The organism is Embleya sp. NBC_00896, from assembly GCF_045207785.1.
Lineage (GTDB): Bacteria > Actinomycetota > Actinomycetes > Streptomycetales > Streptomycetaceae > Embleya.
In genome coordinates, this window is the sequence record NZ_CP108776.1 from 1,735,537 (window position 1) to 1,749,259 (window position 13,723).

Sequence of the window (13,723 nt, forward strand, 5' to 3'; positions counted from 1 at the left end):
CTTGCCAGGTGCCGGACGGGCCTGCTGGGTTCGACTAGAGCTGTTCGTCGTCCGGGTTGTGTGGTGGGGGTGAGTCGAGGCGGAAGGGGCCGTTGAAGTCTTCGTCCAACACCCGTACGTCGCATTTGCCGGAGCCCGACGCCGGGTCGTGTCGCGCATCGTCGTCCAGGCGGATCCGCCGTGCGGCCTCGTACCAGATACCGATCGAGCGGGCGAAAAGCGGATCGCGGTCGGCGCGTAACGACAGCGCGCTCGCCAGTGCGTGGGCTCGCGTGTACGCCCGCAAGCCGCCCGGCGCCTCGTGCCCCAGGAGGGTCAGCTCCAGCTCACCGGTGGGCACCGGTGCGGCTCGGTGCGGTACGGCCCCGCCCTCGCGCGCCCGCGCCTCGGCCCCCGCTCCCGGGTCGACCTCGCCGCGCGGCATCGGTATGTGAACCAGCTCTACGAGCCGGGTCCACGCCAATCGGCCGGCGTCGCCGCCCGCTCCGGCGGCCAGTCCACTCAGCAGGTCGACCGAGATCAATTCCACGCGATACCCCTTGCACTGGGCGATAACGGTGGGACCACGGTAGAGGCCGCCGAGGCGGCGCGGGCCCGAACCGTATGCGCAAGTATTTCCGAGATCGATGTTCGGACTTCGGCAACATCATCCAGGTTTGTCCCAGCGTCGCATCACGATGCCGCCGAACCCGGCAGTAGGGTGTCGGATCACCCGAACGGAGGTGGCGCGTGACCGCGCTTGGGCAGCCCGACAACCGGCCCGTCCCCCTTGGATTGCCGTCTGCCTCGGACTACACTCCGCCACCCTCAATCGGAAGCCGGAAGCCGGAAGCCGGAAGCCGGAAGCCGGAAGCCGGAAGCCGGAAGCCGGAAGCCGGAAGCCGGAAGCCGGAAGCCGGAAGCCGGAAGCCGCGCCGGCCCGCCGTCGGGGGACGCACGCGTGAACCACGACGCCAGGGTCCTCGTCGTCCTGCGTAACCTGACCACCGCCACCCGGCTCCTCGACGTGATGCCGATCTTCGCCGACGACCACCGCGTCGAGCGCACGTTCACCATCGTCCCCGGCTCGGCCTTCGAGGACGGCACCCTCGACGTCCTGCACGCCCTCGACGCCCGCCACATCGCGTGGGACGACGTCCCCCGAACCGACGTCCGCCTCGCCCTCGCGGCCGGCAGCAACGGCCCACTCGACGCGATCGCCGCCCCACTCCTCGTCGTCCCACACGGCGCCGGCTTCAACAAGCTCCTCCCCACCGGGCACCGCGACCTCGACCGCGACCGCGACCGCGACCGCGCCGAGAGAACCACCCACACCCACCCCGTCTCCGGCCTCTCCCGCGCCCAACTCATGCGCGGCGAACGCGTCGTCGCCACCCGCATCGGCCTCTCCCACGAACGCCAACGCACCCGGCTGGCCACCCACTGCCCACCCGCGCTCGCGCACGCCGAGGTCATCGGCGACCCGTGCCTGGACCGTCTCGCCGCGTCCGCGTCCTGGCGCGACCGCTACCGCCGCGCCCTCGGCGTCCGACCCGACCAACGCCTGATCGTCGTGTCGTCCACCTGGGAGCCCACCGCCCTCGACGGCGCCTGGCCCGACCTGCCGAACCGGCTCCTGGCCGAACTCCCCTACGACGAGTACCGCGTGGCGATCGTCCTGCACCCGAACCAGTGGAGCAGGCACGGCGCCTACGGCATCGGCGAACGGCTCGGCGCCGCACGGCACGGCGGCCTCCTCACGATCCCGCCGCACGAGGGCTGGCGGGCCGCCCTCGTCGCGGCGGACCTGTTGATCGGCGACCACGGCTCGGTCGCGCTGTACGCGGCGGCGATCGGCGTACCGGTCGCCTTCGGCGCGTACGACGCGCGCCTGATCGCCCCCGACAGCCCGATGGCCGAACTCGCGGACACCGCCGACCACCTGACCCCGCATCGGGGCCTGCGCGACCAGATCGACAAGGCCGTACGCCCCGCGGCGGCCCAACTCTCGGTCGCGCGAGGCACGTTCGGCCTGGTCGGCGAATCCCTGACCCACCTGCGCCGAGTCGCCTACGACCTGATGGGCCTGTCGCTCCCGACCACCCGCATGGCCACCCACGCGGTCCCCGTACCCGTCCCCACCACCAGTCCCGTGCACGCGTTCCGCGTCCGCACCGAACTCACCGAGGACGCGGTCCGGATCACCCGCCACCCCGCCGCCGTCGAGGATCCCTTCGAGCCGGCGGACAGCCCACTCACCGGACGCCACCTCGCCGTCGACGAGAACGATCCCGACACCGGCCGCGTGGACGGCGCGTCCGTCCTGTTCACCCGCGACCCGGCGGCCGGCCCGCACTGGATCGACACGACCGTGCTCCGCCCGACCGGACCCCGCCTGGCCGCGCAGATCGTCGACGCCCGCACCTGCCGGATCGGGCTGCGCGACGGCACCCGCCTGCGCAGCACCGCCGCGGCCGACCCGACCGCCGGCGACCCGCTGGACCCCGCCGTGCACGCGTCCGCCGTGTACGCCCTCCTGGTCGCGCGCCGGCCCCTCACCGGCACCGTCCACGTCACCTGCGGCACCACGACGGCCACCCTGTCCATCGAGCCCGCCTGACGCCCCGTCAGCCGCCCCCGCCCCGGCCCCGTGAACCGCCCGCGGCCGGTCGACCTTCCCGCGCCCGTCAGCCCTGCTCCGCCTCGGCCGCCAGCCCCCGCAGCTCCGCCGCCTTCGGCCCGCCGTAGACCTCGTGCAGATCGGCCGCGGTCCGGTACAGCGCCGCCGCGCCCGCCCCGTCACCCGCCGCCCGCATCACCTCGGCCAGCCGCTCCACCGCGCCGGCCTCGTCCACCGGAGCCTGCCGCCGGCGGAACGTCTCGACCGCCGTGCGCAGCACCGCCGCCGCCTCCTCGGTCCGGCCGAGCGCGCCGAGCCGGCGGCCCAGGCTCACCGAGACCCGCGCGCCGATCCGCTCGTCGTCGACCTCGACCGCCAACTCGCGCGCCTTGGCCAGGTGCGCGAGCGCCGCGTCCGGGTCCGCCACCACCTGGCCCAGGTGGTGGTGCTGCAACGCCATCCCGCGCGGGTTGGGGATCGACGCGTTGATCCGCAACGACTCCTCGAATGCGCGCTCGGCCGCCGGCCCCGACTCGGCCTTGCCCAGGAACTCCCAGGCCGAGGCCGACAACCGGTCGTCGGCGATCCCGCCCGCGATGACCAGTGCCTCGCGCATCGTGGCGACCGCGTCCGCCCGCCGCTCCAACTCGACCTGGGCGCGCGAGATCTGACTGCGCATCCGTACCTCGACCCACGCGTCGCCGAGCCGCCGGGCCACCGCGATCGCCCGCTCGTGCGTGTCCAACCAGTCGCGGTAGTGCGGCCTGCTCGTGTACAGCGCCCACAGCGGCTCGCACAACTGCCACACCCGCGCGTCCCAGCCCCGCCGTTCGGCCTCCGCGACCCAGGCGACGAGGTTGGCGTGCTCGGCGTCCAACCACGCGATCCCCTCGGCCGGCGTCGCGAAGGCGACCTCGGGATTCGGCGAGGGGTGCTCCACCGCCCGCATCCGCCGCACGCCGAGCACGGCGCGATCGGCGACCGCAGCTGCCCGCAGATACCACCGGACCGCGCGGTCGAGCGCGGCCTTCCCCTCGTCCTCGCCGCAGTATCCGCGTGCGTGCAGCCGCACCAGCTCGTGGAAGCCGAACCGCTCGTACACGTCCTCCGTCACCAGGTGCGCGACCCGCAACTCCTGGACCGCCGCCGCCGCCTGATCCACCGTCAGCCCGGTCGCCGCGGCCACGGCCGGCACCGTGAAGTCCGGGCCGGGCAGCAGCGCGGCGAGCCGATAGACCAGGGCCGCGTCCGCGGAGAGCCCCTCGTACGTGCTGTCCCACACCGCGGCCACAGTCCTTTGTCCGCCCCGCTCCAGGTGCGCGAGCCGCCCACCCGGATCGGCGAGTTCGGCGGCCAGCGCACCGAGCGTCAGGCCCGGACGACACTTCAACCGCGCGCCCACGACCCGCAGCGCCACCGGTAACCCGCCGCAGTACCGGGCGAGTTCCACCGCGGCCGCAGGCTCCGCCGCGACCCGTTCGGTCCCGATCATCTCGGCGAGCAACCGCACCCCGTCGGCCTCCGCCAACGGCTCGACCGCCAGCAGGAGGACATCATCCAACCCCAGCTCGTCCAACCGCCATCGACTCGTCGCGACCACCACGCACCGCTCCGAGGCGGGCAGCAGCGTCTCCAACACCCGCGGCTGATCGACGTCGTCGAGCAGTACCAGGAGCTTGCGACCCGCCGTCAGACTCCGGAAGAGCGCGGCCCGTTCGTCCGTCGACACGGGCATCCACGGATCGGCGGTGCCGAGGGCGCGCAGGAAGCCGCCGAGCACCTCGCCGACGTCGACCGCGCCGTCCCGGCGCAACCGCCCGAGGTCCGCGTACAGCACGCCGTCGACGAAGTCGGCGGCCACGCCGTGCGACCAGTGCCGGCCGACCGCACGTTTGCCGACCCCGGCGACCCCGCTCAGCACCGCGACGGCGGGTCGGCCCACCGTCGCGGCCGGCCCGAGCAGGGAGTCGAGCACGGCCAGCGGATCCTCGCGATCCACCCACCACGCGGACGCGACCGGAAGTTGCTGCGGACGCGCGGGCGCTTGGCTCACCGTTACCTCATTCGCCGAAGACAGCGGATACGACAGCAAGGGGTTCAATGACAGCGGTTCAACAACAACGGTTCAACAACAGCGGTTCGACGGACGAGCGGTTCTACGACAAGCGGTTCTACGACAAGCGGTTCGACAACAACCGGTCCAACGGACAAGCGGTTCCACGACAAGCGATTCGACGACGAACGGTTCGCCGACAAGCGGTTCCACGACGACGACCCGTTCGACAACAAGTGGTTCGGCGGCACCGAGTTCGACGGCAACCGGATACTCCCAGGTACCGCCGTTGCCCAAGCCTAGAACCGTAACCCGTTCCATTTCTTGGTGTTCGCTCTGGTAGCGCGCTACCGGCCGGTACTAAGGTCACTCCACGCGGGCCCGGGGGGCCGTCCCTTCTCCCTGGTCCGGCGCATCCGCACGGCCGCGTTTCCCCCTTCCCGCACCCCTGTACCTCGATAGACCCACGCTCGTCGAGGAGGCCGCATGTCTTCCACAACTTCCCCATCGGGCGCACCAGCCGCGAGCGATCCCGAACCCTCTCCGTCGCCGTCCGACCGGATGCCCGCGCTCCTGCGCGGGCTGTGGCACCGGCAGTTGGACCACTACCCGGCCACCGGGCCGCGGATGTTCTACCTGGCCATCGTGGTCATCGGTTCCGTGGTCCTGTACTACGAGCTGTACATCCAGTACGCGGTCTCCACGCTGCTGATGCACGAGTACGGCATGAGTTTCATGTACGCGACGATGATCTCGGTCATCGGCAACCTGGTCGGCGCGTTCGCGTCCCTGGTCGCCGGTCTCGCCGACCGGTGGGGTCGCGCCAACCTGGTCGTGTACGGCCTCCTGCTCACGGGTCTGCTCGTGCTGTTCGCGTTGCCCAACGCGGAGAGCAAGGGCTGGTTCATGTTCTTCATGGCCCTGGTGAACATCGTCGAGGGCATGGCGCTGGTCGCGACGCCGGCGCTGATCCGCGACTTCTCGCCACAGGTCGGCCGGGCCGGCGCGATGGGGTTCTGGACACTGGGTCCGGTCATCGGCAGCCTCGTGGTGACCACGGTCAGCAGCAACACGCTCGACACGAGCAGTTGGCAGGACGAGTTCCGCTACGCGGGCATGGTCGGCCTGGCCGTGTTCGTGATCGCGCTGTTCGGCCTGCGCGAGCTGTCCCCGCAGTTGCGCGACCAACTCATGGTGTCGCTGCGGGACCGGGCCCTGGTCGAGGCGAAGGCCCGCGGCCTGGACATCGAGGCGGCGCAGAAGAACCACTGGCGCCAGATGATGCGCCTGGACATCCTCGCGCCCGCGCTCGGCATCAGCCTGCACCTGATGTTCTACTTCACGGTCGTCGGCAACCTCGTCGTGTACTACTCGACCGTCTTCGGCTACTCCGAGCAGCGTACGAACGCGCTCGCCAACTGGTACTGGATCGCCAACGCGGTCGCACTCGTCGTGGTCGGCATCGCCTCCGACCTGACCCGGGTGCGCAAGCCGTTCATGATCGTGGGCGGCGTCGGCACGGTCGTGTTCACGCTGTTGTTCGCGCTGACCACGGACCAACCCGACACGGACTACTACACATTCGCGTGGCTGCTCGTCGGCATCGGCGCGTGCAGCGGGCTGACCTACGCACCGTGGATGGCGGGGTACACGGAGACCGTCGAGAAGCACAACCCGGCCGCGACCGCGACCGGCCTGGCGGTGTGGGGCTGGATCATCCGCATCGTGGTGTCGGTGTCGGCGGTGTTCACGCCGCTGATCGTCACGTCGGCGACGCCGCTGGTGAACCACGGCGAAGAGGTGGTCGCCGCGCAGGCGGACGCGGGGCCCGCGCTCGACCTGGTGATGAAGGATCCGGAGCTGTTCGTCCAGCTGTCCAAGTACCCCAACCGCGCGGCGATCCCGATCGAGTTGCAGATCAAGGCGCTGCAACTGGCCGGCGGCGACATGGCGAAGCTCGACCTGGTCGAGAAGAAGCAGGCGTCGCTCGCCGTCCTGATCGACCACGGTGAAGAGGTACAGAAGGCCAAGGACCGCGCGGACGACGAGTGGATGCGGTGGTGGTGGCTGACCCTCGTGTGTCAGGTGCTCTTCATCCCGTGCGTCTTCGTGATGGCCGGCCGCTGGAGCCCGCGCAAGGCGAAGGAGGACGAAGCGGCCCACGCCATCCGGGTCGAGGAGGAACTGGCCGCGATCCGCGCGGCCGAGGAGGCCCCGGAGGCGGGACAACCCGTCTGATCCGCCCGTCTGTTCCCTCCCGAAAAACGCCGAGGGCCGGCGCCGCACACGAAGTGCGGCACCGGCCCTCGGTCGTGCTGATCGGTGAAGATCAGAGGCGGTTGATGTTCTCCGCCTGGAGGCCCTTCTGGCCCTGCACGACGTCGAATTCGACAGCTTCGCCCTCGACGAGCTCACGGTAGCCGTTGCCCTGAATCGCGGAGAAGTGGGCGAAAACGTCGTCGCCGCCACCGTCCTGCGCGATGAAGCCGAAGCCCTTTTCCGAGTTGAACCACTTCACGGTTCCGGTAGCCATATTTTTCTCCCTACATGTGGGCCGATGAACGAATCCACACTTCGTGAATCCGGGCGTCGCCGCGTTTTTCGCCCTCATTTCGGAAGCTACCGAAATGCAAAATGCACCTGTAGTGAACAGCTCTACAGGCGCACTCAGAAGATGATGCGAACCACAACTGCAACAGGCTCAAGACTAACACAGAACGAGAGCAAGATCGAGTCCAGTCGCAAAATGGTGGCCTTCGATCACATCGCGTCGCGATCCGCCCACTTGGCGTCGAGATTTTGATCGATCGTACTTCGAAGCCTCGAACCGATCGCGTCCGCGCGCCTTACCCGGCCGTGACAGATTCCAAACCAACAAACCTGGACATCGTGCCGCACGGGGTGTCACCCTGATCCCGCCGGGCCCACGCGTCACCGCGGACGGACCGTCGCGCCCAGTGCCGTGGCCGGAAAGGTTCGCCGGTTCTCGGCGCCGGCACCAAGGCGTTTGTTCAGATCCCCCGCCCCGCCCCGCCTCTTCGCCAGGACGCCCGTGTAACGCCCCACCCCGCATCCTGCCGCCTTCCGCGGCCTCGCGACCGTGCCTTTCGCCGCCGGTCGCCGCCTCCCGCGCGCATCACACACATAGAGCGTCTCCCCGGCCCGCGACGTACCGCCCTTTCGTCCCCACGACGGGCCTGCGGCCGCCGGCAGCGCTCCCCTGCCCGCTGCCGCGCCGCCCTGCCGGGTCACCATGGCCCGTTCGTGAAAGAGCACCGCCCGTGTCCGTGTTCGTCCCGCCCGCGCGCGCCCGCGCGAGGCGGCCTTCCGCCGCCGTGGCCGCCATCTCCGTGCTGGCCTCGGCCGGATATCTGCTGGCCAACCTGCTTCCCGCCTTCCTGGACGCCGTCCGCACCGGACTGGGCCTGTCCGCGGCCGCCGCCGGCGCGCTCGGCACCGCCGTACTGCTCGGCTCCGCGCTCGCCGGCGCGGTCGTCACCCGCGCTGCCGGGCGATCCGGCCGGGCGCGCCTGGCCCGGATCGGGCTGCTCCTGATGGTCGGCGGCTTCGCGGTCGCGGCGGTCACCGGCGCGACCTGGCTCGCGGTCGCGGGCTCGATCGTCGGCGGCGCGGGCGGCGGGATGGCGCTGACCGTGGCCACGGCCGCGATGGCCGCCACACCCGACCCGGCCCGCACTTCCGGCGTCGCGCTGCTCGCGGTGGCCCTGTCCGGCACGGTCCTGTACGCGCTCGTACCGCTGCTCGGCGGTGGGCGCGGGGCGACCGTGGGCCTGATGGCCGCGGTCGGCCTCGGCGCGCTGCTGATGGTGCGTCACCTGCCCGCGAGCGCGGCCTCGGCGGATCCCGCCGGGAAGGATCCGGATCCGGCCCCGCACCGGACCGCCGGCCTGCTGCTCACGACCGCGGTGGGAGTCCGCTCGGTGGCCATGAACGCGGTGTGGGCCATCGCCGCCGGCGTCGGCACCGATCGGGTGGGCCTGTCCGCCGGAACGGTCCGCGCGCTGTGCGCCGCGTGCCTGCTCGCGGGCGTCGTCGGCGTCGTGGTCGCCGGCTCGGCCGGGCGCGGTCGCGCCCGCACGACCCCGCTCGTGGCGGCGGTGTGCGCGGGCGGCCTGGCCGCGCTGACGATGACCCTCGCGCCGGCCGGCGGCGTCGCGCTGTACGCGGTGGGTCTGCTCGGCTGGAACGCGTCCTGCCAGGCGGTCACCACCTACGTCCTGGGCGTCGCCGCCGTGCTCGACGGGCGCGGCCGGTGGGGTGCCCTGGCGATGGCGGCCAACACCTTCGGCGCGGCCTGCGGCCCGATCGTCGGCCTGTCCGCGCTGGCCGCGTTCGGGGCACCCGCCACCGGGGCGCTGATCGCGCTGACCGCCGTACTGTGCGCGGTCCCGATCGGACGCGCGGCGCACACCGCCGACGCGCTCTCCCGACCCACCCCGCCGATCACCGGCGCCGCCCCGGCCCCGCTTCGGACCCGGCCCACCGGCCGGTTCATCCCCGCGCAACGCACCCCCGGCACGGTCTCCGGCACGCTGCCCGCCGGTGCGCCGCCCCACGCGACTCCCCACGCGCCGCCGCACGCGACGTCCCGTCCGAGCCGTCGGCCGCCGAGGCGGCCGAAGTCCCGCGCGTCCGCCCGCGGTACCGCCGGAGTCGGCCGACCCCCCGGCGCCCCAACGCTCGCCACGCCCGCGCGGCAAGATGGGCGCCATGGCGAAGATAAGCAAAGGTGGTAACACTCCGGTACCGACCGCCGAACTCCGGGCGGTCCTGACCTGGCGCGCGGCGGGAGCCCCCGACGTGGACGCCTCGGCGCTGCTCCTGAACGCCGCCGGCAAGGTGCGCTCGGAGGCGGATTTCGTCTTCTACAACCAGCCCTCCGACGCCGCGGGCGCGGTCCGGCACGAGGGCAAGCAACCCGCCGCCGACGGCACCGTCACCGACACGATCCGGGTCAACCTGGCGGCGCTGCCGCCGGACGTCGAGCGGGTGGTGATCGGCGCCTCCGCCGACGGCGGCGCGTTCGGCCAGGTGCCCGGGCTCGCGCTGCACGTGCTGTCCGCGCAGGGCGGCCCGATCGCCGAGTTCGACATCGACGAGGCGTCCACCGAGACGGCCTTCCTGTTCGGCGAGTTCTACCTGCGCGGTGGGGTCTGGAAGTTCCGCGCGGTCGGCCAGGGGTACGCGTCCGGGCTGACCGGGCTCGCGACCGACTTCGGCATCGAGGTCGCCGCGGAGGACGTCGGGAGCGCGCCGAGCGCGGCGCCCGTTCCCGTTCCCGTTCCGGCTCCGCCGACCGCGCCGCCACCGCCGCCGCCCGCCGCACCGGCGATCAGCCTCAAGAAGCAGCGGCTCGTCGACATGGAGAAGCGGCTCGCCGACGAGGGCCACCCGCAACTGCTCAACCTCACCAAGCAGGCCGCCGTGAGCCTGGAGAAGCGCGGGCTCGGCGAGCACACCGCCCGGGTCGCGCTGTGCCTGGACATCTCGTACTCGATGCAGTCGCTGTTCAAGCGGGGCACGGTGCAGGCGCTCGCGGAGCGGGTGCTCTCGCTCGGCCTGCGCTTCGACGACAACGCGGCCGTGGACGTGTTCCTATTCGGCTCCAAGGGGCACACCGTCGGGCCGCTCGGGCTCGGCCAGTACGCCGGGTGGGCGGACCGGGTCCGGCAGAATCCCGGTCTGGAGGGCTCGACCGACTACGCCGGCGCGATGCGCCTGGTCCGCGAGCACTACTTCGGGTCGAGCGGGCGGCGCCGTCAGCCGCTCGCGAACGACCTCCCGGTGTACGTCATGTTCATCACCGACGGCCAGACCACATCGCGCAAAGAGACGCGCGAGCAGATGATGCACTCCAGCTTCGAGCCGATCTTCTGGCAGTTCATGGGCCTCGGCCGGCCGGGCAGTTTCTCGTTCCTGGAGGAGCTGGACGACCTGACGGGGCGTTACGTCGACAACGCCGACTTCTTCTCGGTCCAGGACCCGACGCGAGTCCCCGACGAGCAGCTCTACGAATTGATGACCAACGAGTATCCGGGCTGGCTCGCCCGCGCCCGGGCCCAGGGGCTGCTGATCTGATCAGCGCGGTCGAGCGGCTCCCCGCACCACCCGTGCGGGGAGCGCGGACAGCAGGTGCAGGCCGGCTTCCATCGGTCCCTTGCGCAGCGTGTGCCGCCAGATCCAGGACAGCAGCAGCGCGCTGACGAAGAAGCCGATCAGCCGGCTCCAGGTATGCGATTGCGGCGTGAGCGGGAACCACTTGTGGATCGCCCACAGGTGGGCCGTGTACACGGTGAGCGCCATCGCGCCGACCGAGATCAGCGGGTCGAGCACGATCCGGCCCAGCCACGGCCGGCACGCGAGCAGCGTCAGGCCCAGGATCGCGAGCGCCACCCCGGTCGCGCCGACGATCTCGAACGGCGTGCCGGTGTGCCCCTCGGCGATCGTGAGCCACGCGGGATCGGACACGGACACCGAACCGATGCGCGAGTGCGCCGCGTCGTGCACGCCTACCGGACCCGCCTCGCGGGCCAGCCGGTCCCCGGTGAACACGTTGACCACCACCCACGATCCGCCGTACCCCAGCACGGCGAGCCCGGTCCCGATCCCGACGAAGGCCCGCTGTACGCGCAAATCCTCCAGCCGCAGTCGGCCGACCGCCATGCCGGCCAGGACGAACGGCAACCAGGTGATCGCGGGGTAGCTGCCGGTCAGGAAGAGCGTCTCGAACAGGTCGCCGGGGCCGTTCCAGTCGCTGAATCCGGGTACGGCGTAGCGGATGTCGCCGGTCCCGCCGCTCTTGCGCAGCATGAACGAGAGCACCGGGCCCACCAGGGCCGAGGCCGCGGCGACGATCGCGAGCGTGCGGGTGCGCAGCCACAGCGCGGGCCACACGAGCAGGAAGTAGAGACCGTAGAACGCGAGGATGACCAGCACGCCGCTCTCCAGGTCGTCGAGCCACAGACCGAGCGGGATCAACAGCGCGCCGCGGATCACGACGCGGGTGACGACGGCGGCGTTGGCCCGGTTCCAGCCGCGCAGGGCCGTGCGGCCGGACATCAGCACGAGCGAGAGGCCCGCGAGGAACGCGAACAGCGCGGACGCGCGGCCCGACACCCCTTGGACGAGCGTGTCGACGCCGCCGCCGTACGGGTTGGGTCCCACGTGCGACGCGAACATCCCCAGGATCGCGAGTGCCCGGGCCACGTCGACGCCGACGATCCGCGCCGGTTTGTCCCCTGCCCCGCGCCTCGCCCTGTCCCCCGCCGGCCACCACATCCGGCCAGCCTAGACATCCCTCGGAAGGCCGGACGCCTTGACATCGGGCCGGCACCGATGGTGACAGTGGCGCCGTACGAGCGATCCGTCCGACGCGAGAGGCACCACACACGTGAGCGACGTTCCCGAAATCATCCTGAACAACGACGTCCGCGTCCCGCAGTTGGGGTTCGGGGTCTGGCAGATCCCGAATGAGGATGTCCGGGTGGTGGTGTCGACGGCGCTCGAAGCCGGCTATCGCAGCATCGATACGGCCGACGGGTACGGGAACGAGGAGGGCGTCGGGGCCGCGATCGCCGCGTCCGGGATCGCGCGGGACGAGATATTCGTGACGACCAAGCTGTGGAATCGCGCGCATGGGCACGATCCGGCGCTGCGCGCGTTCGACGCGAGCCTGGAGCGGCTCGGCCTGGACTACGTCGATCTGTATCTGATCCATTGGCCGGTACCCAGAGCCGACAAGTACGTCGAGACGTGGCGGGCGCTGGAGAAGCTGTACGCCGACGGGCGCGTGCGCGCGATCGGGGTGTCGAACTTCCAGCCGGCGCACCTGACCCGCCTGTTCGAGGAGACCGGCGTGGTGCCCGCGGTGAACCAGATCGAGTTGCACCCGCACCTGCCGCAGCTCGCGATGCGGAACTTCCACGCCGAACACGGCATTGCGACCGAGGCATGGAGCCCGCTCGCCCAGGGCGGCGAACTCCTCCGCGACGCAGCGGTGGTGTCCATCGCCGACCGCTACGTCCGCACCCCCGCACAGGTGCTGCTGCGCTGGCACATCCAACTCGGCAACATCGTGATCCCCAAGTCGGTAACCCCGGCCCGCATCGCCCAGAACCTCGCCGTCTTCGACTTCACCCTCGACGACGAAGACCTCACCACCCTGGCAACCCTGGAAACCGGCGAACGCACCGGCCCAGACCCGGACACCTTCAACCTGGGCCACGACTCCTGACCCACAACAGCCCAGCCGGCGCTTGAGGCCACCTTTCAGCCCGGCCGGCGCTTGAGGCCAACCCAGCCCAACCAACGCCTGAGGCCACCCTCCAGCCCGGCCGGCGCTTGAGGCCAACCAGCCCGGCCGGCGCTTGAGGCCACCCCGACCTACTCCAGCCCGTCCGGCGTTTGAGGACGCCCCGCCGGCGAGGCGTGGTCCACATCCCCACCCCGCCTCCGCACAATCACCGTCCCAAGCGCAAGCAACACACACCCGACGAACACGCTCACCACCACCGGCGTGGACAACCCGTTCCGCACCGAAGCCCCCGCCGCACACTGGACCAGCGTCATCGGCAACATCCCGAGCGCCGTCCCGACAATGAAGTGACTAGTCCGTATCCCGGTCGCCGCCGCGCCATAACTGACCACCGAGGACGGGATCACCGGAATCATCCGCAGGATCGTGATCGGCACCAGCCCATTACGCGACAGCCGCCGATCAAGCACCGCGAGCGCCTCGCGCTTGTGCAGCCACCCGCCGATCCGCTCCCGGCCGAGCCGGCGACCGAGGTACAGGCTGATCGCGGCGCCGAGCGTGGCCCCGACCAGGGTGATCACCGTGCCGCCGAGCGCGCCGAACAGCGCACCGGCGACCGGAGCGAACAGCGACTTGGGCACCAGCGCGGCGACGCCCACCGCGCAGACGAGCGTGAAGATCGCGACGGAGACCGGCAGCGGCCAGTGCGTCCACGCGCCGTGATCGAGGAAATCACGAAGCGCGTCGAGCAAGCCCCGCACGGTGTCCAACCTGCGTCCGCCCCTCGTGCCCATGG

Annotated in this window: 10 protein-coding genes; 5 read left to right on the forward strand and 5 right to left on the reverse strand. The window is 71.4% G+C overall.

What is annotated here, in order from left to right:
- Window positions 1-34: 34 nt before the first annotated feature.
- The gene (locus tag OG928_RS07835; RefSeq protein ID WP_406280924.1) at window positions 35-529 is read right to left on the reverse strand and encodes a hypothetical protein; all 495 of its coding nucleotides are present in this window, start codon (window positions 527-529) and stop codon (window positions 35-37) included.
- Window positions 530-940: 411 nt separating this feature from the next.
- Here OG928_RS07835 and OG928_RS07840 point away from each other — a divergent pair, with 411 nt between their 5' ends.
- Window positions 941-2,599, forward strand: a complete 1,659-nt coding sequence (locus tag OG928_RS07840) for a hypothetical protein (RefSeq protein ID WP_406280926.1) — start codon at window positions 941-943, stop codon at window positions 2,597-2,599.
- A gap of 67 nt (window positions 2,600-2,666) precedes the next feature.
- Here OG928_RS07840 and OG928_RS07845 read toward each other — a convergent pair whose 3' ends face one another.
- On the reverse strand, window positions 2,667-4,652 hold the full coding sequence (locus OG928_RS07845) for an NB-ARC domain-containing protein (protein ID WP_406280928.1): 1,986 nt from the start codon (window positions 4,650-4,652) through the stop codon (window positions 2,667-2,669).
- Window positions 4,653-5,138: 486 nt separating this feature from the next.
- Between OG928_RS07845 and OG928_RS07850 the strand changes: the two genes are divergently transcribed.
- Window positions 5,139-6,890: an MFS transporter gene (locus OG928_RS07850; protein ID WP_406280930.1), complete on the forward strand. Its 1,752-nt coding sequence runs from the start codon at window positions 5,139-5,141 to the stop codon at window positions 6,888-6,890.
- Between the two features lie 91 nt (window positions 6,891-6,981).
- Here the strand turns inward: OG928_RS07850 and OG928_RS07855 are convergent, their stop codons facing one another.
- Window positions 6,982-7,185, reverse strand: a complete 204-nt coding sequence (locus OG928_RS07855; RefSeq protein ID WP_020555278.1) for a cold-shock protein — start codon at window positions 7,183-7,185, stop codon at window positions 6,982-6,984.
- 748 nt (window positions 7,186-7,933) lie between these two features.
- Between OG928_RS07855 and OG928_RS07860 the strand changes: the two genes are divergently transcribed.
- The gene (locus tag OG928_RS07860; protein WP_406280932.1) at window positions 7,934-9,409 is read left to right on the forward strand and encodes an MFS transporter; all 1,476 of its coding nucleotides are present in this window, start codon (window positions 7,934-7,936) and stop codon (window positions 9,407-9,409) included.
- Window positions 9,384-10,751 (forward strand): VWA domain-containing protein, encoded by a 1,368-nt coding sequence (locus OG928_RS07865; RefSeq protein ID WP_406280934.1) that lies wholly within the window; start codon window positions 9,384-9,386, stop codon window positions 10,749-10,751. The genes OG928_RS07860 and OG928_RS07865 overlap by 26 nt, the downstream gene beginning before the upstream one ends.
- Here OG928_RS07865 and OG928_RS07870 read toward each other — a convergent pair whose 3' ends face one another.
- Entirely contained in the window at window positions 10,752-11,951 is a 1,200-nt protein-coding gene (locus OG928_RS07870; protein ID WP_406280936.1) for a DUF418 domain-containing protein, read from the reverse strand.
- A gap of 112 nt (window positions 11,952-12,063) precedes the next feature.
- On the opposite strand from OG928_RS07870, the gene OG928_RS07875 reads away from it, so the two are divergent.
- Window positions 12,064-12,906, forward strand: coding sequence for an aldo/keto reductase (locus OG928_RS07875; protein WP_406280938.1), 843 nt, complete (start codon window positions 12,064-12,066; stop codon window positions 12,904-12,906).
- Between the two features lie 149 nt (window positions 12,907-13,055).
- Here the strand turns inward: OG928_RS07875 and OG928_RS07880 are convergent, their stop codons facing one another.
- Entirely contained in the window at window positions 13,056-13,679 is a 624-nt protein-coding gene (locus OG928_RS07880) for a TVP38/TMEM64 family protein (protein WP_406280939.1), read from the reverse strand.
- Between the last annotated feature and the right edge of the window lie 44 nt (window positions 13,680-13,723).